Source organism: Catenulispora sp. GP43, from assembly GCF_041260665.1.
Classification (GTDB): domain Bacteria; phylum Actinomycetota; class Actinomycetes; order Streptomycetales; family Catenulisporaceae; genus Catenulispora.
The window spans coordinates 65,221-90,788 of the sequence record NZ_JBGCCT010000009.1; the positions used below are offsets into that span (position 1 = coordinate 65,221).

Here is a 25,568-nt window from a genome sequence, read left to right on the forward strand (position 1 = left end):
GAAGCGCTCCAGTCTCGCCGCAGGCGCTCATCGGGCCCCCCGGCGACCGCTCAGGCGCCCGAGCACATACCCGAGCACCACGCCGCTCAGCGCCGCGGCCGCTCCGGCGAGCGTCGCCCCGGCGTTCGACGAGCTCAGCTGCCCGGACGGGGCCGCGACCGGATATGCCGTGACCGGTCCGGCCGCCGAGCGCGCCACCGCGGCGGCCGGCACCGCTTCGGCCTGGCCGCCGGCCGCCTCGACCGCTCTGGCACCCTCAACCGCTCCGGCACCCTCGCGCGCGAGCAGCCCGTCCATCCCGCCGAAGAACTGTCCGGCCAGCTTCCGGGCCACCCCGCCGAGCATCCGCTGCCCGACGCCGCCGACCACGCCGCCGATCACCGCGTCGGCGTCGTACTCGACGCGGGTGCGCGCGACCGCCTCGTCGACCAGCAGCATGCGACACTCCGCCGAGACCGTCCCCGGCGCGCCGGCGCCGGAGGCGCGCAGCGTGAACGAGCGCGGCGCGGCCTGCTCGGCCAGTTCGACGCGGCCTTTGTACGTGCCCTTGATGGAGCCGACGCCGACGGTGACGACCATGTCGTACACGTCGGGGGCGACCATCTCCAGGCGCTCACAGCCGGGGATCGCCGCCGCCAGGGTCCGTGGGTCCGTCAGCGCTTCGTAGACCCGCCCCACGTCGGCGTTGAGAACCGCGCTCCCGGAGACCTTCACGCGCTCACCTGTTCCTTCCGCGACTTCCGCGTCTCGTGCAGCTTCCGCAGCTCGTACAGCTCGCTCGGCGAGATCGGCATGCGCCGGACGGCCAGCCCCTCGGCGTCCTCGATCGCCGAGGCGACCGCCGCCGAGGTGGGGATGACCCCGGCCTCGCCGGCGCCCTTCAACCCCAGGGGGTTCACTCCCGATGCCGTGACCATGTGGGCCGTCTGGATATGCGGCACCTCCGTGGCGAACGGGATCAGGAAGTCCATGTAGGAGGCGTTCACCAACTGCCCCGCGTCGTCGTAGACGATCCGCTCGTACAGTGCTCCCCCGACGCCCTGCGCGACGCCGCCGTGCACCTGGCCCTCGACGATGCGCGGGTTCACCACCACACCGCAGTCGTGCACGACGCAGTACCGCAGGATGCGGATATCGGCTGTCTCGGGGTCGGTCTCGACCACGACGCCGTGCGCCCCGGCCGCGAACGTCGAGCGCTCCGGCATGTAGTAGCCGGTCGCCTCCAGGCCCGGCTCGTCGCCGGTGCCGACGGCCGCGGCGAACTGCGTGGCCGCCTTGGCCGCCTCGTCGAAGGCGTAGCGCAGCGGGTTCGAGAGCACCGCGACCGTGCGCAGGTCGATCGACGCCGCGGGGTCGTCGCGGCGCCGCACCGTGCCGTCGACCAGTTCCAGGTCCTCGGGGGCGGTACCGCCGCCCAGCGCCGCCGCCGCGATCCGCTTCGCCTTCTCGGCGACCTTGCCGGCGGCGACCGCGACGGCGTTCCCGCTCGTCACGATCGCGCGCGAGGCGAACGTCCCGACCGCGTACTTGAACCGCCGGGTGTCGCCGGTGATGACGGTGACGTCGCCGACGCCGACCCCCAGCACGTCGGCGGCGATCTGCGCGAGCGACGTGTAGTGCCCCTGGCCCTGGGTGGTGAGCCCGGTGGAGACGACGATCTCCCCGGTCGTCTCCACCTTGACGTGCGCGCCCTCGTACGGCCCCATGCCCGTGCCCTCGACGTACGCCCCGATCCCGATCCCGATCCGGCGCCCCTCGGCGGCGGCCGCGGCGCGCTCGGCCTCGAAGCCGTCCCAGCCGACGAGCTCGCGGATCATCCGCAGCATCGTCGGGTAGTCGCCCGAGTCGTAGATGAGCGGGCGTCCGTCCTGGAAGACCAGGCCCTGGTCGTAGGGCATCTCCTCGGGCTGGATCAGGTTCGCCTCGCGCACCGCGAGCCGGTCCAGGCCCAGGTATTCGGCGATCGCGTCCATCGTCCGCTCCATCGCGAACACGCCTTGCGGACGTCCGGCGCCGCGGTAGGGCGTGACGATGACGGTGTTCGTGTACAGCGATGTGAACTCGACCCGGTACGCGCCGACCTTGTAGGGCCCCAGCAGCTGCGTGGACGTCACGATCGGCACGATGATCCCGTAGGGCACGTAGGCCCCGTTGTCGTGCCAGATCTCGACGCTCAGTCCGAGCAGCCGTCCGGAGCCGTCGAACCCGGCCTCGACGTGCTGCTGCTGGCCGCGCTCATGGGCGCTGGAGATGAAGTGCTCGCGCCGGTCCTCGACCCACTTCACGTCCCGGCCGAGCGTCATCGCCGCCCACGGCACCAGGATCTCCTCGGGCCAGGGATGCACGATCTTCACGCCGAACCCGCCGCCGACGTCGGGGGTGATCACCTCGACGCGGTCCGGCGGCAGCTCCAGCTTGGCCGCCACGGCCAGGCGGACGCTGGTCGAGGTCTGGGTCGAGGTGTGGACTCGCAGGGTCCTGTCATCGGCGTCCCAGTGCGCCAGGACGCCTTTGCCCTCCATCGGCATCGAGGCGCTGCGCTCGATCTGCAGGTCCAGCGACAGGCGGTGCGGGGCGGCGGCGATGGCACCGCGGGCGTCGCCCTTGCCGTTGGTCTGCACGCTGCGCGCGGCGATGTTGCCCGGGACCTCGTCGTGCACGAGTCGCTGCGCCGCCCTGGCCTGGTCGATGCCCACCACCGGCGGCAGGTCCTCGTAGGTGACCACGATCCGCTCGGCGGCGTCCTCGGCGAGGTAGCGATCGGTCGCGACCACCATGACCACGGCCTCGCCGACGTGGTTGACCTCGTCCTTGGCCAGGCAGTACGGGGTGCGGGGATGGCTGAGGTCGGGATGCGGGATCAGCAGCGGGAGCGGTTCGGCGACGCGGCCGGGCAGGTCCTCGTGGGTGTAGACGGCGACGAGGCCCTCGACGTCCAGCGCGTCGGTGACATCGATGTCTGCGATGCGCGCGTGCGCGACCGGGCTGCGGACGAAGGCCGCCGCGAGTGCGCCGCGGCCGAGGTCGTCGAGATAGCGGCCATCGCCTCGCAGAAGACGCGGATCCTCTTTGCGGACCAGCGGTTGGCCGACGAGCTTGTCACTCATGCGGCGCCTCCCGCTCCGGCTTGATCTGCATCCCTTTCCCTCAAGATCTCGGCCGCGCGAAGGACTGCGGCGACGATGTTCTGGTAGCCGGTGCAGCGGCACAGGTTCCCGCCGATGGCCTCGCGCGCCTCCTCCTCGGTCGGCTTGGGGTTCTCCTCCAGGTAGGCGGTGATCGTCGTGATGAAGCCGGGGGTGCAGAATCCGCATTGCAGGCCGTGGCATTCCTGGAAGGCTTGTTGCACGGGGCCGAGTTCGCCGCCGGAGTCGCAGCATCCTTCGACGGTGGTGATCGCGTGGCCGTCGGCGGAGACCGCGAAGATGAGGCAGGCGCGGACCGGGACGCCGTCCATCAACACCGTGCACGCACCGCAGACGCCGTGTTCGCAGCCGAGGTGCGTGCCGGTGAGACCGAGGTCCATGCGCAGGAAGTCGGCCAGCAGGCGTCGGGCCGGGGCATCGGCACGCCGGGCGACGCCGTTGACTGTGACAGTGATCTGATGCAGCTGCTCGGTCACGGTGCCACCGCCTCGTATGCCGCCTTCAGGGAGCGCGCGGTCAGGATGCGAGCCAGATGCCTGCGATACTCGGCGGTCGCGTGGATGTCGTCCTCGGGGTCGAGCTGGTCGGCCGCGTGTTCGGCGGCGGACTCCCAGTCGGCACCGGCGGCGGTGACGTCCACGACCCGCGGCACCGGCCCCATCCCGATGTACACCGCCTTCGCTGAGGTCACGGACCCGGACTCGTCGACACGGACCGAGGTCCCGACGCCGCACATCGCGTAGTCGCCGTTGCGGCGGGACAGTTCGCGCCAGTCGGTTCCGGTGCGGCCCTTCGGTTTCGGGAAGTAGGCCTCGACGGCCAATTCGTCCTCCTGACAGGACGATTCCATGGGCCCCACGAAGAAATCGGCCGCCTTGACGACCCGTTCGCCGCCGCGTTCCGAGCGCAGGAGCACCTCGCCGTCCAGGAGCGCCAGGACCGCCGGCATCTCGGCACACGGATCCGCGTGGACGAGGCTGCCCACGGTCGTGCCCCGGTTGCGGATCGTCGGATGCGCGACGGTCCGGACGGCCTGGCGTAAGAGGGGCACGGCTTCGAAGGCGTGCGTGGCGCGCTCGACGTCGGAGTGCCGGGCCAGCGCGCCGACCCGGACGCCTTCCAGGTCCGTGCGCACGTAGGCGAGCTCGTCCAGCCGGTTCACGTCGATCAGCCGGGCGGGCGCCGTCAGCCGCATGTTCAGCATCGGCACCAGGCTCTGGCCGCCGGCCAGCACTTTGGCGTGGGCACCGTGTTCGGCCAGCAACCGCACGGCCTCGTCGACCGTGTCCGGGCCGTGATACACCACCGGCGGGGGCTTCATGGAGGCATCCTCTTCTCACCGAAAGGGTCGCGGCGACGTCGACTTCTGCCGAACGCCGCCGCGATCGCTGGCTGAACTTGCCCATGGAATTCGCGTCCGGGGCATGTCGCCGGCGTCCTGCCTGCCTGTCGCTGTCTACTCCTGGCCTTGTACCCCGCCCGGGGGACCCGATACTTCGGTTGGGCCGTCCGCGCCGCCGGCCGCGCCCCCGCCGGAGGCCTTCAGGTACTGCGGGGCGATGAGCCGGGCCCCGTGGTAGAAGACGATGGTCACGATGGTGCCCAGCGCGATCCCGGACAGCGAGAAGTTGTCGGTGAACTTCAGGCTGGTGTCGCCGATGCCGATGATGACGCCGGCCGCGATCGGGACCAGGTTCAGCGGATTGCCGAAGTCCACCCGGTTCTCGGTCCAGATCTTCACGCCGAGCAGGCCGATCATGCCGTACAGGACCACGGTGATACCGCCCAGGACGCCGCCGGGGGTGGCCGCGACCAGGGCGCCGAACTTGGGCGAGAGGCCGAACAGGATGGCCACGAGCGCCGCGACGTAGTAGGCCGCCGTGGAGTAAACGCGGGTGGCGGCCATGACGCCGATGTTCTCCGCGTAGGTGGTGGTCGGGGAGCCGCCGAAGGTGCTGGCCACGACGGTGCCGAAACCGTCGGCGGCGATGGCGCGGCCCATGTACGGGTCCAGGTCGTCGCCGGTCATCTCGGCGACCGCCTTGACGTGCCCGGTGTTCTCGGCGACCAGCGCGATCACCGCCGGGAGCACCAGCAGGATGAAGGCCCACTTGAACTCCGGGAAGTCCCAGCCGGCGACCTGGTGCGCGCCCGTGCCGGTGGTCTTGTCCGGGAAGCCGATCCACCGGGCGGACTTCACCGCGTCGAAGTTGACGCGCCAGTGCGTGGTGTCGTGGCCGGCCCCGGAGTCGTAGGACGTGATCTTGCCGAAGATCCGGTCCGCGACCCAGGAGAGCACGTAACCGAACACCAGCGCGACGAAGATCGCTATCCGGCCGAGGAACCCGCGGGCGCCGACCATTATCCCGATCGCGAACACCATGGTGATCAGCGCGATCCACTGGTCCTGCGGCCAGTAGACGTCGGCCACCACCGGCGCCAGGTTGAAGCCGATCAGCAGCACCACGGCCCCGGTCACGACCGGGGGCAGGACGGCGTGGATGACCTGCGCGCCGAGGAAGTGGATCAGGACCCCGACGGCCAGCAGGACCAGGCCGGCGACCAGGATGGCGCCGGTGACCTGCTGGTCGTCGCCGCCCTGCGCGCGGATCGCGGCCACGCCGCCGACGAAGCTCGCCGAGGTGCCCAGGTAGCTGGGGATCTTGTTCTTGACGATCAGCAGGAAGCAGATCGTGGCGAACCCGCTCATCAGGATCGCCAGCTGCGGATTCAGACCCATGACCAGGGGGAAGACGAACGTGGCGCCGAACATCGCGACGACGTGCTGCGCGCCCAGGCCGACCGTGCGCGGCCAGGACAGGCGCTCGTCGGGGCGGACGACCGAGCCCGGTGGTGGAGTCTTGCCTTCGTATGCGACCCGCCAGCCCAATGTCATGGGGCGGACTGTAGCGACGCTGTGACGGGGGTCACAAGCACTGCACAGTTACCAATTTCGCAGATGACGCGGTCACAGCCCCCTCATGTGCAGGATACGGAGCGCGACCGACAGATCGAGGCGGAGATCGGGCCGCTCCATGAAGGGCCCGACCAGCCGTTCGATCTTGCCGATGCGGTATCGCAGGGTGTTGTAGTGGAAGTGCAGGCGGCGGGCGGCCTCGGCGACATTCAGGTTCGTGTCCAGCAGCACCTCCAGCGTGGTGCGCAGGTCCTCGGCGTCGGGATCGCCGTCGGCGGCCAGGCCCTTGAGCGTCTGGCGGGCGAAGTCGCGCAGCTCGTCGGGGTCGGGGACCAGGGAGAGCAGGCGGTAGACGCCGAGGGCGTCGAAGTGGGCGACCGAGCCGGGGCCGTTGAGGCGGCGTCCCATGCGGACCGCGCGGCGCGCCTCCTCGTAGGCGGCGGGCAGGTCGGCGACGGACGCGACGCGGCGCGAGACACCGGTGGAAAAGGTCCGGCGCCCGCCCCCGCCGGTGCCGGAGACCTCCGCGATCAGGCTCCTGACCAGGGGGTCGGGATCCTCGCCGGTCTTCAGGACGACGACCACCTCCTGGTTGAAGCCGGCCACCGGGTTGGTGCGGTCGCGCGCGGCGATGACGGTCTGCCAGGCGGCGGCGAAGCGTTCGCGGGCCGGGCGCAGGGCGTGCTGGGAGGCGGGGAGGACGGACTGGCCGGGGTCGAGTTCGGCGACGAGGACGACGAGGCGGCGGGGCTCTGCGGCCTCACCTGCCCGGGCGGAGGTGGACGCGTGGGCAGCGCCGGCCGTGCGGGCTGAGCCAGAGCCAGCCGTATAGGCCGCGCCTGCCGGAATGCGTCCCGGGCCGGCCGGGGCGCGTCCGGGGCCGATGTCCCAGCCGAGCGTCGCGGCGTGCGCGGCGGCCGACTGCGGATCGTCCAGCCGGCCGGTCAGCAGGTCCCTGAGGAAGTCGGCGCGGTACTTGTCCTCGACCGCGGCCACCGCGAGCTGCTTGACCACGGCCAGCGCGGCGACGGTGGCGGCCCGTTCGAGCGCGGCGACGTCGGCGGCGTCGAAGGCCCGGCGGCCGGCGAACGCGACGAGCCGGCCGTGGTCGACCCGCCCGGCGACGATCGGGACCAGCGCGTGCTGGGCCCCGTGGTGCGCGGTCAGGCCGGGCTGCTCGGCCTCGGTGCGCAGCCGGTGGTCCGCGTCGGCCGGGGCGGCGTCGAAGCAGGGCAGGTGGCACACGGTGTCGGCGCCGCACTCGGCCAGGACGCGGCCGTCCGGCGTGGTGACCAGCACCGGACCGCCGAGGATGTGCGCCAGCTCGGCGGTGAGCTCGGCCAGCCCGCCACCCTCCAGCGCGATCTGCGCCAGCGTGCGGTGGACGTGGTCGGCCCGCGCCAGAACCGCTGACTGGCGGTCGAGGATGTCGGAGAGCACGTCGGTGAGGATGTCGTCGAAGGCCACGCCCTCGGGCAGCTCGATGACCGGGAAGCCGAGGGCGTCGGCGGCGGCGAGCAGTTCGGGCGGGAGGTCGCCGAGGTAGCGGTGGGGCTTGATGGCGATGGCGGACAGGCCCGCGCGGTCCAGGTCGCCGATCAGCTCGGTGAGCGGCGAGGGCGAGTGCCGCAGGGGGTAGCCGGTGGTGAGCAGGAGCTCCTTGGGCTTGACCCAGGGCAGGATGTCCGGGACCTCCATCACGTTGACGCGCTCGACGACGCGGCCGTGGCCGGCGTGGCCGGCGACGATGCGGGCGCCGGCCAGGGCGGGCAGGGCCAGGGCCTGGGTGACGGTGAGGCCGATGGGGGTGGCGCCGAGCGGCGTTCCGCGGTCGGCGGGACGGGCGGGGGCCGGGCGGGGTCTCGGCTCTGCCGTCGCCTGCGCGATCGGCTCCGCGGTCTTGTCCGCCATCTCCGCGGTCTTCTCCGCGGTCTTCTCCCCGGCCGGTTCCGCAGTCTCCACGATCGGTTCCACCGCCGCCTCCACGATCGACTCCACCCCCGATTCCATCTCCGACTTGGACTCCAACTCCGACTCCGACTCCGCCATCAGGCTCGCCTCCGCCTCCGACTCCGACATCGGGTCCGTCATCCGCGTCCCCCGTTCGCCTCGGCCGCCTCGCTTGGCGATGTGGATATCTGCGAAGCTCTGGCGCCGTCCTTGTCAGGATTGCCCATGCCCGGACAGTAGCCCCGAGGTCTAGCGTCGCGACAGGCCCTCGCGGAAAGGATCGATGCCGGTGTCGGTGCCAGTGGGAGGCGGACCGCTCGAACACGTCGAAGTACGGCGCGGGGAGTACCACGACTCGGTGACCCTGATGCTCGCCGGCCGCGCAGTCGGCGGGGTGGCCGGCGTCGAGCGCGTGCTGGTGGCGATGGCGACGGAGCTGAACGTCGCGCTGCTGGCCGAGCTGGGCTACGCGGCGCGTCCCGAAGCCGGCCCCGGCGACCTGATCGTGGCGCTCACCTGCGCCGACGAGTCCTGCGAAGCGTCCGCACTGGACGCCTTGAGGCACGCCCTGACCCCGACCGCCGCATCGCCGGCCTCGTCCTCCGCCCAGCCCGGTGACTCCATCACAGCCCCCGGACACCCCCGCCCCGACCACCCCGCCCCCCGCACCACAGCCACCGCACTAGGCCGAACGAGTGCACCCATCACCCTGATCTCCACCCCCGGCCTTGCCTCCGTCGCCGAAGCCATGGAATCATTGGAATACGGCGCATCACCGATCATCTTCAGCGATAACATCCCAATTCACCACGAAGTGCGCCTCAAAGAAGAAGCCCGACGACGCGGCCTGCTGGTCATGGGCCCCGACTGCGGCACCGTCGTCCTCCACGGAACCGGCCTGGCCTTCGCGAACATCACGCGCCCAGGCCCGATCAGCCTCGTAGCAGCCTCCGGCACCGGCGCCCAAGAGCTCATGGCGCTCCTCGACGCCGCCGGCACGGGAATCCACCACTGCCTCGGCGTGGGCGGCCGCGACCTGACCGAGCAGGTGGCGGGCCGCTCCACCCTGGCGGCGCTCACAGCACTCGCGGAAGACCCGCGCACGGAACTCATCGCGGTGGTCTCCAAACCACCGCACCCCGCCATCGCCACCCGCATCGAAGAACACGCGGCAACCCTCGGCAAACCGGTCCACTTCGCCTTCGTGGGAGCGGAGCACCCGACCCTGACCGAGGCGGCGGAACAGATCCTGGCCGCCCTCGGCCACGAGGTGCCGGCGGCTTGGCCCCGGTGGGCCGCAGCCGGGGGCGCGGGTGCCGGTGCAGGCTCGGCGCCGGCGACCACGGGAACGGGCATCGGCATGGGCAGCCCTGCGACTAGGACCGAAGACTCAGGCACACCATCAGCGACGACACCGAGCGAGGAGGACACCACCGCGGCACCAGGGCACGCCGCAACACCAGGTCACGCCCCAACAACAGGGCACGCCGCGACACCAGGGCACGACGCGACACCGAACCGCGCCACATCACCAGGTCACGCCCCAACAACAGGCCGCACCGCGACACCAGGGCGCACCGCGACACCGGGCCGCGCCACATCACCAGGTCACGCTCCAACAACAGGCCGTGCCGCGACACCAGGGCGCACCGCGACACCAGGTCACGACGCAACACCAGAGCACGCCACATCAGCAGGGCACGACGCAACATCAGGACGCACCGCGACACCAGGGCACAACGCAACACCAGAGCGCGCCGCGACACCAGGCCGCGCCGCGACTATCCGCGGGCTGTTCAGCGGCGGCACGTTGCGTGCCGAGGCTGAGGTCGTGCTGACGCGTGCCGGTGGGCAGATGGTCGACAACGGAAAATCGGGTGGGCGGGGGGCGGGGGAAAGCAAAGAACCGCCAACCTCCACCGCCTTCACCTTCGACCTCACCGACTTCGGCGACGACGCCTACACCCGCGGCCGTCCGCACCCGATGATCGACAACACCCTGCGGCTGCGCGCGATGGCGGATGCCGCTGGGGATGCCGGGGTCGGCGTGTTGCTGCTCGATGTGGTGTTGGGCCGTGGCGCGCACGCCGATCCGGCGGGCGAGATCGCGGCAGCGATCGCCGCCGCGCGCGATCACCAACCCGGTGTGGCTGTGGTGGTCTCGTTGTGCGGGACGGCCGGGGATCCCCAGGGCTTGGTGCGGCAGGCCGAGCGTCTGGCCGGGGCGGGAGCTTGGGTCTTCTTGTCGAACGCCGAGGCTGCCGGGGCGGCTGCGCGGTTGGCCCTGGCCGGGCTGCCTGGCGGGACTGCCGGTCAGCACTGAATCACTACGACTGTCAGGACGTCGATGTCACTGCTCGAAGAATCCGGTTCCGCCATGCTGGAAGGCACCATCCCCTCGATGCTCGCGCTCGACCCCACGCACGTCGTCGCGGCGGGGGTCGCGGGGTTCGCCGACGATCTCGGCGCGCAGGGGGTCGCGGTGACGCGGGTCGACTGGCGGCCGCCGCCGGTCGGGACCGAGGGTGATCTCGCCGATGTCGCGGTGGATCGGCGGCGGGTCGCGGCGAATGCGCTGGCGGTGCGGCGGATGCTGGCGGCCGGGTGCGAGTTGGTGGACGTACGGCCGGCTCGGGAGGTGCTCGGGTTGGCGGCGGGGCAGTTCCTGCATGCCGGGCCGCCGATCGGGTGGGAACGGGCTTCGGGGCCGTTGCGGGGTGCGTTGATCGGGGCGGCGCTGTTCGAGGGGCTTGTCGAGACGCCGGAAGAGGCTGAGGCCTGGTTCGGCGGCGACACCGCCAAGAGCCACAGCATCGCCGCCACCAACAACACCGCCACCGCCACCGCCACCAAGCCGGCCCCCGAACTGACCCCCTGCCACCACCACGGCGGCGTCGGCCCGATGGCCGGTGTCGTCTCGCCCAGCATGTGGCTGTTCGAGGTCCGCGATCCGGTCGGCGGCGGCACCTCGTGGTGCAGCCTGAACGAGGGCCTCGGCAAGGTCCTGCGATACGGCGCGTTCGGGCCGGAGGTCGTCGAGCGGCTGCGCTGGATGGCCGGGGTGCTCGGGCCGATGCTGCAGCGTGCGGTGCGGCGGCGGGGGCCGGTGGACGTGAAGGCGATCGTCGCGCAGATGCTGCACATGGGCGATGAGGGGCACAACCGGAACCGGGCCGGGACGCTCATGCTGCTGCGGGAGCTGCTGCCGTCGTTGATCGAGGGCGGGGAGGACGGCCGGGAGCTGGCCGACGTGGTGCGGTTCGTCTCGGGAAACGACCACTTCTTCCTCAACCTCGTGATGCCCGCGTGCAAGCTCGCGGGGCAGGCGGCCTCGGGAATCGCCGGGAGCACCGTGGTGACCGTGATGGCGCGCAACGGGACCGACTTCGGGATTCAGACCTCGGGGACCGGCGATCGGTGGTTCACCGCCCCGGCGAACACGCCCGAGGGGCTCTTCCTCGCCGGGTACGGGCCCGACGACGCCAACCCGGACATCGGCGACTCGGCCATCACCGAGACGGCGGGGGTCGGCGGGTTCGCGATGGCGGCCGCACCGGCGATCGCGCGGCTGGTCGGCGGGACGGCGGCGACCGCGGTGGCGACCACGCGGCTGATGTACGAGATCACGCTGACCGAGAACCCCGCGTTCACGGTGCCGGCGCTCGACTTCCGCGGTACGCCGACCGGGATCGACGTGAGCCGGGTCGTGCGCACGGGAGTGCTGCCGCAGATCAACACCGGCATGGCCGGCCGGGTGGCGGGAACCGGACAAGTGGGCGCAGGGCTGGTGACGCCGCCGATGGAGTGCTTCACTCAGGCGCTCGGCGCGCTGGCAGAACTCGCACGAGCAGCGGATGAGGCTGCGTAACCAGACACAAACTGATGAGGCAGCACAACTAACCGCGCGGCACGGAGCACGAAGCGCGAAGCACGGAGCAGGGAGCACGAAGCAGGGAGCAGGGAGCAGGGAGCAGGGAGCAGGGAGCAAGGCAGACCACAGCAAAACCTGACAGCCCACCCGAAGCTGAATCACCGCAAAACGTAGCACCCGCATCCGCCTTGCGATCCGTACCACACCCCAGCTCACCCCACTCCCCCGGCTCGGTACGGTAGCGCCGTGCTCAGCGCCTTCATACCCATCTGGTTGCTCACCGCCCTCGGCTACCTCACCGCCCGGTTCAACCTCGTGGGGGCGGGGGCGGCGGATGTGGAGGCGGTGCTGGGCCGGTTCGTGTTCCGCGTGGCGATGCCGGCCTCGCTGTTCGGGATGCTGGCCAGGTCCGACCTACACGCGCTGGCCAACACCTCGATCGTGGCGTTCGGTGTCAGTTCGCTCGCGTGCTGTGGGCTGGGGCTGGCCCTGGGCACGCGGGTGTTCGGGCGCGACGTCTCGAACGGCGCCGTCGTCGGGATGGCATCCGGGTACGTCAACTCCGCGAATCTGGGCATCCCGGTGGCGATCCAGGTGCTGGGGAACGCCGTCTTCCTGTCGACCGTGATCCTGTTCAACACCGTGCTTGTGACGCCGATCGTGCTGACGCTCATGGGGTTGCGCGGCGAGGCTTCGCCCGGGGCGCGGCAGCGGTTGCGGAGCATAGCGTTGCTGCCGGTACACAATCCGATCATCATCGCCTCCGCCCTCGGGGCACTGGTCTCGGGGACCCACTTCCACGTGCCGGCGGACGTCAGCAGTGCGCTCAGCCTGCTCGGCGGGGCCGCGGTGCCGATCGCCCTGATCACGCTCGGTATGTCGCTGCGCGTCGACAAGGCCGCCGCTCCGGTGCTCGGGGAGGTGAGGTCCCGCAAGTCACTTCTCGCCGAAACCGGCATATCCATCGTCCTGAAGACCGCCCTGCAGCCGGTGCTCGCCTACCTCCTGGCGCACTACGTCCTCAACCTCCCCGCCCACGACGTCCTCGCCGTCACGCTCTGCGCCGCCCTCCCCACAGCGCAGAACGTGTTCATCTACGCGAGCGAATACGCCCTCGACACCGTCTTCGCCCGCAATGCCGTGATCTTCTCCACCGTCGCCTCCATGGCCGGCCTGTGGACGGTCGCCGCGGTCCTGAAGTAGGCCGCGGGTCACCGGTTCGGGTGAAAGCGACCAGAGCGGCCAATCGTCGTATTTACGCCACATGACCTCCCCCGGGACACTCTCCGCCCGGGCCGCCCCGCAGGCCCTTTCGGCCCCGTATCCGGCCTCCCACACCCGGGACGCGTCTCAGGCCCCTCAGCGAGCCCTCTGGAGCCTCGCAACGGCCCGCCGCGACGCGCTCGGACGGCCGGTCCGTCATGCGCCGCCGGGGCGCCGAGTGGGCGACCGGAATGCTTGATCTGCCCCTTTCGCAGGGCTCGGAGGCTTTCGCGCGCTTGGCGAGCCGTGCTCGCGGAGCGCTTGTCTCGCGGCTTCACAACGGCCCAGCGGGGCTCCGGCTACCCGCCGGGTGTCGGGCGTGTGCCTCGTTCGGGTCAATCGCGGCTGTGCCGCGGATCACCCGCGCGTTGGTCACCAATGAGACACTTTCGCCCGATTCGGGGGCCCCTCCGCCGGCCTCGAACGGCCTCACCTCGGCCGACATGGATCGGTTCCCCCACCCCTGAGCTGTGATCTGTCGCCGGGATCCGCCATTATGGGCCACGGCTCCGGCGCCGTCGCGGGCCGTGACCGTACTAGGCAAGGAGAAGTTCCATGGCTCTTCCGACACTGACCCCCGAGCAGCGCGCGGCCGCTCTGGCCAAGGCCGGCGAAGTGCGCCGTGCCCGTTCGGAGATGCTGGCCGACGTCAAGGCCGGGAAGCTGTCCCTGAAGGCGGTGCTCGACCGCGCGGCCAAGGGCGAGGAGATGGTCAAGAAGACGAAGGTGACCGCCCTCATCAAGTCGCTGCCGGGCTACGGCCCGGCCAAGGCGGCCAAGCTGATGGCGGACGCGGAGATCGACGAGAACCGCCGCATCGGCGGCCTGGGCGACCGGCAGCGCCAGGCGCTGCTCGCCGCCACCGCCTGATCCGGACTCCGATCCGGATCCGCATCCGGGCGATCTCCGCACGGCGCAGCCGGCCGTCCCTCGGGGCGGCCGGCAATGCCGGCCGGCGAACCGCCCGGATCAACCCCGCACGCCCGCTATGAGGCGCCCGACGGCGCTTGTGGGCTAGCGTGGGGAGCATGACGGAGCAGCCCGACCTGCGAGCCTCGCACGCGGACCGGGACCAGGTCGTGGAGTGGCTGCGGATCGCCGCCGGTGACGGTCGGCTGTCCGCCGAGGAGCTCGACGCCCGGCTGGAGTCCGCACTGACCGCGCGCACCCTCGGGGAGCTGGCGGAGCTGACCTCCGACCTGCCTGTGGACCCGGTCGCGGCCGGCAGCCCGGGCATCGGGGCGGCGCCGGCCAAGGACGTGCTCGTCATCGAGCAGAAGGGCGGGCAGTACGCCCGCACCGGGCCCTGGGTGGTCCCCGGCCGCATCGAGCTGCGGCCGAAGATGTGCGACGTCATCCTGGACTTCACCGATGCCGTCATCAACCACCGGACTCTGCGGATCGACGCGGACATGCGGCTCGGCAAGCTGATCATCGTCGCCGGGCCCGGCATCGAGCTGGACATCGACAACCTGACCCTGGCCTTCGCCAAGGTCCGGCTCCGTGGAGAACGCGGTGACCGCGGCGACCGCCGACGCCGGTACAGCGCCGATCCCTCCGATGTGCGGCCCCTGCGGATCGAGATCGTCGGCACCCTGAAATACGGCAAGCTCATCGAGCGGCGGGGGCGGCGACGGCGCTCAGCACGCTGATCAGCCAGGTCCGCGAAACCTCAGCTGCTCAAGGATTAGGAAACAACCCCTAGCGGCCGCCCGGCAGCGGCCCGGCAGCCGTCCCGCAGCCGCCCCCGCTCAGAACTTCAGGTCCGCCTCGATCGGCCGGTGCGCCTGCTTGGAGCCCACGGCCGGGAGCACGACGCTGGCCACCGGCTTGAGCCCGCGGGTCAGCACGTCGTCCAGCCGCACCACCGGGAACTTCGCGGGCCACGTGAACCCGAATCCGGACCCGGCCTTGGCCTGCGCCGACACCAGGCCGGTCGAGGAGCTCAGCAGCGGGCGGATGGCCCGGTCGGTCTGCGCCACGTCCAGGTCGCCGACCACGATCAGGTTCGGCGACGTCTCGGCCTGCACGTGGTCGACCAGCTGCTCCAGCGCGTCGCCCCGGGCGACGCCGAAGCCGTCGTGCGACAGCGAGGGCTGCGGCAGGTGCACGGCGTACACCGTGGCCTGCCGGTTCTGGCCCAGGTCCACGGTGAAGCGCAGCAGCCCGCCGAACTCGCCGGAGGAGCTGTTGACCGACGCCGAGCCGGTCTGCGCCTGGTCGGCCGGGCGGCCGGCCAGGTCCACCGGCTGGGTGGCGCCGATCGGGAAGCGCGACCAGACCGCGAACTCGTACATCGCGATGTGGTAGCCGTAGCGGGCCGGGACCGCCTGGTCGGCCAGCTGGACGTTCTTCGACAGGCCCTGCAGGACCACGACGTCGGCGCCGCGCTCCTCGGCCAGCTTGGCGATGCCGGACAGGTCGGGGGTGCCGGTGTCGGTGGCGGAGACGTTCTGGCTGAGGACCCTGATGTCCGCCGGCCCCGAGCCGCCGGTGCGCAGCAGCGTTGGGCCGAAGCTGCCGGCCCAGACGGCGCAGGTCAGCAGGGCGATGCCGATAGCCCACTTCTTCAGACTCAGCAGGGCCGCGGGCAGGGCCAGCAGCAGGGGCGCGGCGGTCCAGGGCAGGAAGGTGTCGATGAGCGAGCCGAAGCCCATCACGTCCGGCAGCCAGCGGTAGCCGATGAGCACCGCGAGGATCAGGAGGCAGACGATGATGGTCAGGAGGGCTATCTGGCGGCGGGCGCCGGGCCAGTGCGCGTCCTCGGCGTCAGTGTCGGCGACGGTGTCCGTGTCGGTGTCGGTGTCGGCGACAGGTGTGCCGGCCGCGGTGGCCTCGGCGATGGTGGCCTCGGCGACGGCCCGCTCGGTCTCGGCCTCGACGCTCGTTGTCGCAGAGAGCGGAGATCCGGCGGCGGAGACGACCGGGGTGATGGCGGTGGGGGCCTCGTCGACGGGCGCGGGCGACGCAGTCCTCGGCGACACCGGCGCGAACGCCGGAGCAGGCAAGGCGAGTGCGGGGGCATCGTCGAAAGCGGCACTCGAAGGCGCGGCACTCGAAGGCGCGGCACTCGAAGGCGCGGACACCGTGGCGCCGGAAGGCACAGGCGCGGCAGCAGTCGTGAAAGCAGCGGGAGCGGCAGGCGCGGCGGGCAGGCTGGGAGCTACAGGCGCAGCAGCTGTGGGAGCGGCGACCGTCCGGAACGGCGTCGCGGGACTCTCCCGCCGCTGGGTCGGCACCGCCGCCGGCTTCCAGGTGGCGCTGGCCTGATCGGCGGCCGAACGGAGGAGGTCGCTGATCGCGAACACCGGCGCCGCCACGGCCACCGCGGACACCGCAGAGCTCTGCGGAGCCGGGGAATTCGGCTCCGCGGCGGGCGGTGCGATCTCCCCGGATATCGGGGCGTCGGATATCGGAGCGCCGTCGGCCGGGCCCTGCCCGCCGCCGTCCTCCGAAGCCCCCACAGCCGCCCCCTGGCCCCTCGGCCCGTCGCCGTCCGCCGGGCCGGCACCCACGCCGGATCCGGCCGAACCGGCCTGAAGTTGATCGAAACGCAAGTCTTCTCGTCCGCTCGCCGTGACCAGACCCGACCGTTGCGTGCACGCTCGGCGCGTGCACGGGCAAAGGCTACTACCAACAGCGGGGTCGTTCGGTCACGGTCCGATGACTAGAGCAACAACCGTGTCACAACTTCCTGAGACAGCCAACCTCTTTACACCTACAGGCCGGGAGCGCCCCACACCGGGAACCAGCGGCTCAGGTCCTGCTCCAGACGCAGGTCGTTTCCCAGCAGGGCCTTGATCTGCAGTTCCAGCGCGCCGTCGCGCTGCTCGCCGGACTGCGGCGCGAAGGGGTAGAAGGTGCCGCGCTTGTACAGGTACACCAGGGCCAGGCGGCGGTCCCGGTCGTCGGTGAAGGAGACCAGGGAGCACAGCAGCTGCGGGCCGAAGCCGGTGTCCTGCAGCGAGCTGTTCACCGCGTGCAGGTCGGTCACCAGGCCGGCGGTGTCGTCCGGCTCGTGGTGCGAGACCAGCCAGGTGTAGCCGTAGGAGTCGTCGCGGGCCTCGACCTTGGGGCCGTTGCCGGCCGCCAGGAGCGTGGTGATGTCCGACTCGACGTCGTCGAAGGCCCGGCCCTCGGCGCGCTTGAAGCACACCGAGCCCAGACCCGTGGGACGGAAGTTGGTCGCCGCCTGCAGGGTCAGGGCCGCCGACGGCAGGCCGAAGAGCTGGTCGAGGTCCGGCTTGACCGGCTTGGTCCGACCGAGCAGCGTGTCCAGGAATCCCATGGCTACCAGCTTGCCTTGTCTCCGACGGTCCCCGCGGGAGGTCCCACGGTCCGTTCGCTTATCGTGATCGTCTTGTGCAGATCCCCGTGACTAACCGGGTTTCTTCCCGATGCGGGCACGCCCGACGCCTGTCGGACGCATTCGGCTCGCATAGTGGAAGCTTCAGGTCCGACAGGCGCGGGGTTCACAGGGGGCACGAGGCGAGGAAGGGCTCTGCGGTCGCCGCCGGTGCCGGACGGGCTCAGCGGCCGATCTCGACGGCCAGCTTCGCCAGCTTCTCCTGACGGACCTGCAGCGTCGGGTGGGTGGCGAACAGGTTCGACACGCTCGCGCCCTTGATCGCCGGGGTGAAGAAGAACGCGTTGAACGCCTGCTGCTTGCGCAGGTCCTGGGTCGGGATCATGGCCATGTCGCCGGTGATCCGGCCCAGCGCGTTGCTCATCGCCGACGGGTTGCCGGTGAGCAGCGCGCCGGAGCGGTCGGCGGCCAGTTCGCGGTACCGGGACAGGCCGCGGATCAGCAGGAAGGACAGCATGTAGGTCAGGCCGGAGACGATCATCACCGCGAACAGCACCGCCGCCGGGCTCTCCTCGTCGTCGCGGCCGCGGTCGGAGAAGCCGCCCCACAGCCCCATCTCGAAGGTGATGCGGGTGATCAGGCCGGACAGGATGCCCAGGAACGAGGCGATGGTCATCACCGCGACGTCCTTGTGCGCGACGTGCGAGAGCTCGTGCGCGAGCACGGCCTCCAGCTCGCGGTCGTCGGGCAGCTTGCGCATCAGGCCGGTGGTCGCGCAGACCACGGTGTTCTTCTGGCTGCGGCCGGCGGCGAAGGCGTTGGGGACGTCGGTGTCCACCAGGCCGACCCGCGGCTTGGGCATGTCGGCCAGCGCGCACAGCCGGTCCAGCACGGCGTGCAGCCGGTGCGCCTCGGCGGAGTCGTTCGGGCCGACGAGCTTGGCGTTCATCGAGAACAGCGCGATCTTGTCGGACAGGAACCACTGCGCGAAGAAGAATCCGCCGATGACGATGATGAGGATCGGCAGCAGGCCCTTGGGCGCGAGGGCCACCGCCACGCCGATCGCGGCGACGTAGACCAGGCCGAGCAGGAACATCACGATGACCATCCGCGATGTCAGCTGCCGGTCCGGCGCGAAACGGGTCCTTGCTGCCACTGTCGGTCTCTCCCTGGTCGGCTCGGCCGGCTGGGGGCGGCCGGGCGTCTATCGAGCTGTGGACCGATCGGTCGACCGGTCCGTCATCGGATGCAACGCGAAAGGGACTTGAGAGGTTCCCGAGGTCAGCCGCCCGCGCCGGGAAAGAGACCGCCGCCACACCGGAGCCGGATGCGGCGTCCGAGGCGGCGGCGGTCGGGACCAGCGGGGGTGCGTCCGTCCGGGTGACTCAGCCGGGGATGAGGCCTTCCTCGGACATCATCGCCTCGACCTCGTCCAGGGTGGAGTCGGCCATGGGGAGCACGAAGTCGCTCTCCACCAGCCGGTCCAGCGGGATCGGCGTGCCGACCTCGCGCACCCGGGCCAGCAGGGTGTCCAGCGCGGTGCGGAACGCGGCCTCGTCCTTGGCCTGGCAGGTCTCCAGCACCTTGGTGTCCAGCGCGTTCAGCTCGTCGATCTTGTCATCCGGGACCTCGAGCTGGCCCTCGGTGAGAATGCGGACGATCATCGCGCCTCTCCCTCCTGACGGACCTCCTCGGCGTCCGACACGCCGCTGTTGGAGGCGTTCCCGACGTTCTTGCCGGCCTCCAGCTGCTTGGCCGACGGGCCGCCGGACAGCTCGCGCTTCATCGCCTCGAGCTGGTTGTCGACGTCCGAACCGGAGGACAGGCGCTCCAGCTCGGTGGTGATGTCGTCCTTGGCCATGCCGGTCGGGTCGTTGAGCGCGCCGGAGGCCAGCAGCTCGTCGATGGCCGAACCGCGGGCCTGCAGCTGCAGGGTCTTGTCCTCGGCGCGCTGGATCGCCATGCCGACGTCGGACATCTCCTCGGAGATGCCGGAGAAGGCCTCGCCGATCCGGGTGGTCGCCTCGGCCGCGGTGTAGGTGGCCTTGATCGTCTCCTTCTTGGTGCGGAAGGCGTCGACCTTGGCCTGCAGCGACTGGGAGGCCCGGGTGAGCTTCTCCTCCTCGGTCTGCAGCTGCGCGTACTGCGTCTGCAGGTCCGCGATCTGCTGCTGGATGCCGCCGCGGCGGGACAGGGCCTCGCGGGCCAGGTCCTCGCGGCCGACCTCCAGCGCGCGGCGGGCCTGGGTCTCGTGCTTGTCCGACTGGTCCTGCAGCTGCTTCATCTGCAGCTCCAGGCGCTTGCGGGAGGTGGCCACGTCGGCGACGCCCCGGCGCACCTTCTGCAGCAGTTCCAGCTGCTTCTGGTACGAAAGGTCGAGCGTCTCGCGCGGGTCCTCGTACTTGTCCAGCGCCTTGTTGGCCTTGGCCTGGAAGATCAACTTCATGCGCTTCATGACGCCACTCATGGGCTCTGCCGCGCCCCCTTCACGTCTTCATGTGTCCGACGGGACCCGCCGATGCGAATCGCCCTGAATGTCGTCCAACGATGGTGTCCTGGTCAGGACTTACCATACGGCGCGCCACCCCTTCACGGCACCTACTGAAGGTCATGGCTTCGCGGTGCTGAACGTCATGGCCCCGACGTGGCTTCGTCGTCGCGGGGGCGTGGCCTTAGAGTCTTCACGTGTTCCGGAAGCAGAAATCCACCGATGAGGCCGAGCAGGCCACGTCCGAGCAGGAGAACATCTCCCCGCTCGACGAGGCGCAGGCCAAGAAGAACCGCCCGACGCCCACCCGGCGTGAGGCCGAGCTGGCGCGCAAGCAGCGGCTGTCCGGCGTCAACGCCAATCCCAAGCTGGCCAAGCGGGAGGCCCGCCAGGCCGACTTCGCCGCGGCCACCGAACGGCAGCACGGCGGGGCGGTGAAGGGTTTCGCGCGCGACTACGTCGACTCCCGGTTCCGGATCGCCGAATTCTTCATCATCTTCGCGGTCCTGCTGTTCGTCGTGGCCTCGGTGCCCTCGGTGGCACTGCTGTCGGTGGTGCTGTGGCTGGTGATGCTGGTGGCCATCGTGGTCGACTCGGTGCTGCTGGTACGCGGGGTGAAGAAGGAGGCGCGCAAGCGGTTCCCGGACGCCGACCTGGGACGCATCGGCTGGTACTCGATCATGCGGTCGATGCAGTTCCGCAAGTGGCGGATGCCCAAGCCCCGGTTGAAGCGCGGCGAGAAGTTCTAGCCGGTTCCGGCTCCTGCGTCAGTCTCCCGTCGTCCATCCGCAGCACGCGGTCGGCCCCGGCGAGCAGCGCGGTGTCGTGCGTGACCAGGACGGTGGCCGTGGCGTGGTCCCGGGTGACGGCCGCCAGCAGGTCCAGGACCTGCGCGCCGCGCTCGTGGTCCAGCGCCGAGGTGGGCTCGTCCACCAGGAGTACAGCCGGCTCCGCGTAGAGCGCGCGGGCGATGTTGACGCGCTGGCGCTCGCCCCCGGAGAGCTGGTGCGGGCGGCGCCGCTGCTTGGCGGCGTCGAGGCCGACGGCGGCCAGCAGCTCCCGGGCCCGTGCGCGGGCCGCGCCGGGCCGGTCGCCGCGCAGCCGTCCGACGGCTTCGAGCTGCTCGGACGCGGTGAGCGCGGGGATCAGGTTCGCCTGCTGGAACACGATGCCGATCCGGTCCAGGCGCAGGCGCGCCCGCTCGGCGCGGGACAGGGCCGCGGCGTCGCCGCCGGCGATGACGACCGTGCCGCTGTCCGGGGTGAGCAGGGTCGCGGCGACGGCCAGCAGCGTGGACTTGCCCGAACCGGACGGGCCGACGACGGCGGTGAACTCCGAGCGGGCCACGGTGAGCGTGACCCGGTCCAGGGCCGTGAGGCGGGTGTCGCCGTCGGGGTAGGTCAGGGTGACGTCGGTCAGGACGAGGGTCATCGGGCTGCTCCCAGAGCGGTCAGAGGGTCCACGGTCACGATCCGGCGGACGGCGAGCGCCGCCCCGGCCAGGCCGAGCCCGACCATCGCGGCCAGCGGGACGGCGACGGTGGCGGCGTCCAGGGCGAACGGGGTTCCCGAGCTGCGCAGCAGCACGCCGCCGACGGCGCCGGCCAGCGCGCCGAGCGCACCCCCGGCGAGCAGCAGGATCAGGGCCTGGCCGAGAGCGTCGCGGACCAGGGCGGCGCTGCTCGCGCCGATCGCCTTCAGCACGGCGATGTCGGCCTTGCGCTGGACCGTCCAGACGGTGAAGAAGGCCCCCGCGACCAGGGCGCTGATGGCGAACAGGAAGCCCTGGATCATGGTCAGGCTGCCCTGTTCGGCGGAGTAGCCGTCGATGCCGGCCTCGGCGGCGTCCAGGCCGACGGTCTTCGTGTGCTGCGCGGCGTCGAGTGCTCCGGTGTCGGCGGGGCCGGTGACGGTCATCGCGACCGGTTGGGCGGCGCCGGCGATGTGCTGCCAGGTGGGCTCGTCGGTCCAGACGGTCGGGGCGTGGCCCCAGGAGCGGTCCGGGGTGATGCCGGAGACGGTGAGCCGGACCGGGCCGACCGAGACCGGCGATCCGGCGCTCAGGTTGTACTGCGCGGCGAGCTTGGCGCCGACCGCGACCTGGCCGGGACCGGGTGCACTGCCGGACAGCGGGTGCGGGGTCAGGGCGGCATCGGTGCCGACCACGCTCACCGACTTCGCGGCTCCCCCGGCACCGTCGTTGTCCGTCGCGAGCCGGGTCACGGACACGCCGAACGGCTGCGCGTCGGCCGCCGCCTGCCATCCGGCCTGCTGGGCGGGGGTGACGGCGCTGTCGCTGAAGGACACCGCGGGACCGCCGAAGACCACGGCGCGGACCGGCAGTCCCTTCAGGGCGGACGTGGAGTCGGCGGCCAGGCCGCCGGTCAGGCCGTAGAGGAACAGGACGAGGCCGGTGAGCAGGGCCACAACGGCACCCATCAGAGTGAACCGGCCCTTGGCGAAGCGGATGTCGCGCAGGGCGACGAACACGGTGCTGCCTTCCGTCGGTGAATCAGGACGCCTTCCAGCCTCGCGGGCGCGGGCCCGCCTGCCATCGCGGAGAAGGTTGGCCGCGGATCAACCGAAGGATGGATGCCCGGCGGTCCGGAACCGGGCGTGACGGACCGTAAAATGGCGGCATATGAGCAGTTCAGAAGGCATATCCGAAGGCCCGCCCGAAGGCCCGCCGCACCGCTCCCGGATGCCGGCGCTGCGGGTGATGCTGCTGGGGCTGCACGGGCTCTTCTTCGCGCTGCTGCTGGTCGGCCTGGTCGGCTCGGGACGGCCGGTGGCGTGGCTGGTCGGCGCGGCGCTGGCGGCGGTGTACGCGCTCGGCGTCGCGGGCCACGCTGATACCCGGCGGTCGGCCTCGCTGGGGTGGCTGGCGGCGATCGTGGCGCTGTGGGTCGCGCTGGTGGTGATCGCGCCGTCCACCGCCTGGGTCGCGTTCCCGCTGTACTTCCTGGTGCTGCACCTGCTGCCGCGGCCGTGGTCGCTCCTGTCCGTCGCGGCGATCACCGCGACCGTGGTGGCCACGCAGGCCACGACGAGCGGCGGCCTGACCGCCGCGAAGGTGATCGGGCCGTGCGCGGGCGCGGTGGTGGCGGTGCTGACGGCGTACGGCTACGTCGGGATGTACCGCGAGAGCCGGCGCCGCCAGCTTCTGCTCGAGGAGCTGGTGCGGGCGCAGGCCGAGCTGGCGGCCTCGCAGCGGGAGGCAGGACGGCTGGCGGAGCGGCAGCGGCTGGCGCGGGAGATCCACGACACGCTGGCGCAGGGCCTGTCCAGCATCGTGCTGCTGGCGCGGGGCGCGGAGAACGGCCTGCCGGAGGAGGCCGCGGGGCGGGTCCGGGAGATCCGGGAGACGGCGAGCGCCAACCTCGCCGAGGCGCGGCGCTTCGTGGCCGGGCTGACGCCGCCGGCGCTGGACGGCTCGACGCTGGCGGAGGCGGTACGGCGGATCGCCGCCGGGCACGCGCGGGTGGAGTTCCGGCTCGACGGGGAGCCGTACGCGCTGCCGATGGAGGCCGAGGTCGCGCTGCTCCGGGCGGCGCAGGAGGCGCTGGCCAACGTGGAGCGGCATGCGGGGGCGGCGCACGCGGCGGTGACCCTGGCCTACCACGACGACCAGGTGACGCTGGACGTGTTCGACGACGGGTGCGGGTTCGACAGCGCCGCGGCGACCGGCGGACGCTTCGGGCTGCACGGGATGCGCGAGCGGATCTCGGAGTTCGGCGGGACGCTGACGATCGAGTCGGCGCGCGGCGAGGGGACGGCGGTCGCGGTGGCGCTGCCCGCGCAGCGGGGGGATGGTGCGGCGGTCGAGGTTCAGGCGGTCGAGACCCAGACGGTCGAGGTCCAGGCGGCCACAGTCCAGCCGACCGCGTTCGCGCCGCCACCCCGCCCCGAGGCCGTCCGGTGATCCGCGTCCTGCTCGTCGACGACCACCCGGTCGTCCGGCGCGGACTGTCCGCGGTCCTGGACGACCTCCCCGAGATCGAGCGGATCGGCGAGGCCGCCGACGGCGCCGAGGCCCTGCGCCTCCTGGACCGCGCCGAGGCCGAGGGCGCGCCGGCCCCCGACCTGGTCCTCATGGACCTGCAGATGGCCCCCGGCATGCACGGCATCGAGGCCACCCGCCGCATCCGGGCGCGCCCGAATCCGCCGGCCGTCCTGATCCTGACCACCTACAGCACCGACGCCGACATCCTGGCCGCGGTCGAGGCCGGGGCCACCGGCTACCTGCTGAAGGACGCGCCGCCGGAGGAGCTGGCCGCGGCCGTGCGGGCCGCCGCGCGCGGCGAGACTGTGCTGGCCCCGCCGGTGGCCGCGCGGCTGCTGGGCCGGGTGCGCGCCGACCGGCCGGCGCTGTCCCAGCGCGAGGCCGAGATCCTGGAGCTGGTGGCCGCCGGGCTGGGCAACCGGCAGATCTCGCGCAAGCTGTTCATCAGCGAGGCGACCGTCAAGACCCATCTGGTGCACGTCTTCGGCAAGCTCGGGGTGGACAGCCGGACCGCGGCCGTGGCCGCCGCCGTGCAGGCGGGCCTGATCCGCCTGTGACTCCCGCCTGGTCCGCCTGTAACTGCCGGGGGACCGGTCGTAGGGTTACCTCATGGAATTCCGTCATCTCGGCCGTTCCGGCCTGATCATCAGCGAGATCGCCTACGGCAACTGGATCACCCACGGCTCGCAGGTGGAGGAGGACGCCGCGCTGGCCTGCGTGCGCGCCGCCCTGGACGCGGGGATCACCACCTTCGACACGGCCGACGTGTACGCCGGCACCCGGGCCGAGGCCGTGATGGGCCGGGCGCTGACCGGCGAGCGGCGCGAGGGGCTGGAGATCTTCACCAAGGTCTTCTGGCCGACCGGCCCGGGGCGCAACGACCGCGGCCTGTCGCGCAAGCACATCATGGAGTCGATCAACGGCTCGCTGAAGCGGCTGCAGACCGACTACGTCGACCTGTACCAGGCGCACCGGTACGACTATTCGACGCCGCTGGAGGAGACGATGACGGCCTACGCCGACGTCGTGCGCTCCGGCAAGGCGCTCTACATCGGCGTGTCGGAGTGGAAGGCCTCGGAGATCCGCGCCGCCAAGGCCCTGGCCGACGAGTTGAAGATCCAGCTGATCTCCAACCAGCCGCAGTACTCGATGCTGTGGCGGGTCATCGAGGGCGAGGTGGTCCCGACCTGCGAGGAGCTGGGGGTGGGCCAGATCGTCTGGTCCCCGATCGCCCAGGGCATCCTGACCGGCAAGTACCTGCCCGGCGGCGAGCTGCCGGCCGGCTCGCGCGCCACCGACGAGAACTCCGGCGCCAACTTCATGCGCGACCTGGTCGCCAACCAGGGCCTGCTGGAGGCGGTGCAGCGGCTGAAGCCGATCGCGGAGTCGGTGGACCTGTCGATGGCGCAGCTGGCCGTGGCGTGGGTGCTGCAGAACCCGAACGTCTCGGCGGCGATCATCGGCGCCTCGCGTCCGGAGCAGGTGACCGAGAACGTCAAGGCGGCCGGCGTGAAGCTCCCGGCGGAGGTGCTGAAGCAGATCGACGACGTGCTCGGCGAGTACGTGGTGCGCGACCCCGCGCGGACCGTGTCGCCGGCCAAGCGGCCGTGACGGCGGCCCGCGGC

The 25,568-nt window shown here is 71.6% G+C and carries 22 protein-coding genes; 9 read left to right on the plus strand and 13 right to left on the minus strand.

Features of this window, described 5'->3' with window-relative positions; translation table 11 throughout:
* Positions 1-27 precede the first annotated feature (27 nt).
* The 6 genes from ABH926_RS19670 to ABH926_RS19695 form a co-directional block, all read right to left on the minus strand.
* On the minus strand, positions 28-714 hold the full coding sequence (locus ABH926_RS19670) for a carbon monoxide dehydrogenase subunit G (protein WP_370367133.1): 687 nt from the start codon (positions 712-714) through the stop codon (positions 28-30).
* A complete protein-coding gene (gene cutA, locus ABH926_RS19675; protein WP_370367134.1) occupies positions 711-3,107 on the minus strand; it encodes an aerobic carbon-monoxide dehydrogenase large subunit in 2,397 nt (798 codons plus the stop codon). The genes ABH926_RS19670 and cutA overlap by 4 nt, the downstream gene beginning before the upstream one ends.
* On the minus strand, positions 3,104-3,622 hold the full coding sequence (locus ABH926_RS19680; RefSeq protein ID WP_370367135.1) for a (2Fe-2S)-binding protein: 519 nt from the start codon (positions 3,620-3,622) through the stop codon (positions 3,104-3,106). Before ABH926_RS19680 ends, cutA begins: the two co-directional genes overlap by 4 nt.
* Entirely contained in the window at positions 3,619-4,467 is an 849-nt protein-coding gene (locus tag ABH926_RS19685) for a xanthine dehydrogenase family protein subunit M (RefSeq protein ID WP_370367136.1), read from the minus strand. The genes ABH926_RS19680 and ABH926_RS19685 overlap by 4 nt, the downstream gene beginning before the upstream one ends.
* Positions 4,468-4,602: 135 nt before the next feature.
* Positions 4,603-6,042, minus strand: coding sequence for a uracil-xanthine permease family protein (locus ABH926_RS19690; protein WP_370367137.1), 1,440 nt, complete (start codon positions 6,040-6,042; stop codon positions 4,603-4,605).
* Between the two features lie 72 nt (positions 6,043-6,114).
* A complete protein-coding gene (locus tag ABH926_RS19695) occupies positions 6,115-8,154 on the minus strand; it encodes a PucR family transcriptional regulator (RefSeq protein WP_370367138.1) in 2,040 nt (679 codons plus the stop codon).
* 148 nt (positions 8,155-8,302) lie between these two features.
* Here ABH926_RS19695 and ABH926_RS19700 point away from each other — a divergent pair, with 148 nt between their 5' ends.
* From ABH926_RS19700 to ABH926_RS19720, 5 genes are all read left to right on the plus strand, one after another.
* Positions 8,303-10,336, plus strand: a complete 2,034-nt coding sequence (locus ABH926_RS19700; protein ID WP_370367139.1) for a hypothetical protein — start codon at positions 8,303-8,305, stop codon at positions 10,334-10,336.
* Between the two features lie 24 nt (positions 10,337-10,360).
* Positions 10,361-11,881 carry a DUF1116 domain-containing protein gene (locus ABH926_RS19705; protein WP_370367140.1) on the plus strand — a complete coding sequence of 507 codons (1,521 nt, stop codon included), beginning with the start codon at positions 10,361-10,363 and terminating at the stop codon, positions 11,879-11,881.
* Between the two features lie 249 nt (positions 11,882-12,130).
* Positions 12,131-13,087: an AEC family transporter gene (locus ABH926_RS19710; RefSeq protein ID WP_370367141.1), complete on the plus strand. Its 957-nt coding sequence runs from the start codon at positions 12,131-12,133 to the stop codon at positions 13,085-13,087.
* Between the two features lie 615 nt (positions 13,088-13,702).
* On the plus strand, positions 13,703-14,017 hold the full coding sequence (gene mihF, locus ABH926_RS19715) for an integration host factor, actinobacterial type (RefSeq protein WP_370340771.1): 315 nt from the start codon (positions 13,703-13,705) through the stop codon (positions 14,015-14,017).
* Between the two features lie 158 nt (positions 14,018-14,175).
* Positions 14,176-14,799, plus strand: a complete 624-nt coding sequence (locus ABH926_RS19720) for a DUF1707 domain-containing protein (protein WP_370367142.1) — start codon at positions 14,176-14,178, stop codon at positions 14,797-14,799.
* A gap of 99 nt (positions 14,800-14,898) precedes the next feature.
* On the opposite strand, the gene ABH926_RS19725 is transcribed toward ABH926_RS19720, so the two are convergent.
* The 5 genes from ABH926_RS19725 to ABH926_RS19745 all read right to left on the minus strand — a co-directional run bounded on the left by ABH926_RS19725 (position 14,899) and on the right by ABH926_RS19745 (position 19,920).
* On the minus strand, positions 14,899-16,611 hold the full coding sequence (locus tag ABH926_RS19725; RefSeq protein WP_370367143.1) for an endonuclease/exonuclease/phosphatase family protein: 1,713 nt from the start codon (positions 16,609-16,611) through the stop codon (positions 14,899-14,901).
* 254 nt (positions 16,612-16,865) lie between these two features.
* Positions 16,866-17,435 (minus strand): hypothetical protein, encoded by a 570-nt coding sequence (locus ABH926_RS19730; protein WP_370367144.1) that lies wholly within the window; start codon positions 17,433-17,435, stop codon positions 16,866-16,868.
* A gap of 241 nt (positions 17,436-17,676) precedes the next feature.
* Positions 17,677-18,609 (minus strand): zinc metalloprotease HtpX, encoded by a 933-nt coding sequence (gene htpX, locus ABH926_RS19735; RefSeq protein ID WP_370367145.1) that lies wholly within the window; start codon positions 18,607-18,609, stop codon positions 17,677-17,679.
* A 229-nt stretch (positions 18,610-18,838) separates the two neighbouring features.
* Positions 18,839-19,117, minus strand: a complete 279-nt coding sequence (locus tag ABH926_RS19740) for a hypothetical protein (protein ID WP_370367146.1) — start codon at positions 19,115-19,117, stop codon at positions 18,839-18,841.
* The gene (locus ABH926_RS19745) at positions 19,114-19,920 is read right to left on the minus strand and encodes a PspA/IM30 family protein (protein ID WP_370367147.1); all 807 of its coding nucleotides are present in this window, start codon (positions 19,918-19,920) and stop codon (positions 19,114-19,116) included. The genes ABH926_RS19740 and ABH926_RS19745 overlap by 4 nt, the downstream gene beginning before the upstream one ends.
* Before the next feature lie 218 nt (positions 19,921-20,138).
* Between ABH926_RS19745 and ABH926_RS19750 the strand changes: the two genes are divergently transcribed.
* A complete protein-coding gene (locus ABH926_RS19750) occupies positions 20,139-20,690 on the plus strand; it encodes a DUF3043 domain-containing protein (RefSeq protein ID WP_370367148.1) in 552 nt (183 codons plus the stop codon).
* Here ABH926_RS19750 and ABH926_RS19755 read toward each other — a convergent pair.
* Both ABH926_RS19755 and ABH926_RS19760 read right to left on the minus strand, forming a co-directional pair.
* The gene (locus ABH926_RS19755) at positions 20,620-21,372 is read right to left on the minus strand and encodes an ABC transporter ATP-binding protein (RefSeq protein ID WP_370367149.1); all 753 of its coding nucleotides are present in this window, start codon (positions 21,370-21,372) and stop codon (positions 20,620-20,622) included. The genes ABH926_RS19750 and ABH926_RS19755 overlap by 71 nt on opposite strands.
* Complete coding sequence (locus tag ABH926_RS19760) at positions 21,369-22,430, minus strand: FtsX-like permease family protein (protein WP_370367150.1); 1,062 nt, start codon at positions 22,428-22,430, stop codon at positions 21,369-21,371. Before ABH926_RS19760 ends, ABH926_RS19755 begins: the two co-directional genes overlap by 4 nt.
* Before the next feature lie 151 nt (positions 22,431-22,581).
* Between ABH926_RS19760 and ABH926_RS19765 the strand changes: the two genes are divergently transcribed.
* Genes ABH926_RS19765 through ABH926_RS19775 form a run of 3 tightly spaced genes read left to right on the plus strand, consistent with a single transcriptional unit; the run spans position 22,582 to position 25,554 of the window.
* On the plus strand, positions 22,582-23,862 hold the full coding sequence (locus ABH926_RS19765) for a sensor histidine kinase (protein ID WP_370367151.1): 1,281 nt from the start codon (positions 22,582-22,584) through the stop codon (positions 23,860-23,862).
* Positions 23,859-24,500 carry a response regulator gene (locus ABH926_RS19770; RefSeq protein ID WP_370367152.1) on the plus strand — a complete coding sequence of 214 codons (642 nt, stop codon included), beginning with the start codon at positions 23,859-23,861 and terminating at the stop codon, positions 24,498-24,500. The genes ABH926_RS19765 and ABH926_RS19770 overlap by 4 nt, the downstream gene beginning before the upstream one ends.
* A gap of 52 nt (positions 24,501-24,552) precedes the next feature.
* Complete coding sequence (locus tag ABH926_RS19775) at positions 24,553-25,554, plus strand: aldo/keto reductase family protein (RefSeq protein ID WP_370367153.1); 1,002 nt, start codon at positions 24,553-24,555, stop codon at positions 25,552-25,554.
* The last annotated feature ends 14 nt before the right edge of the window (positions 25,555-25,568 follow it).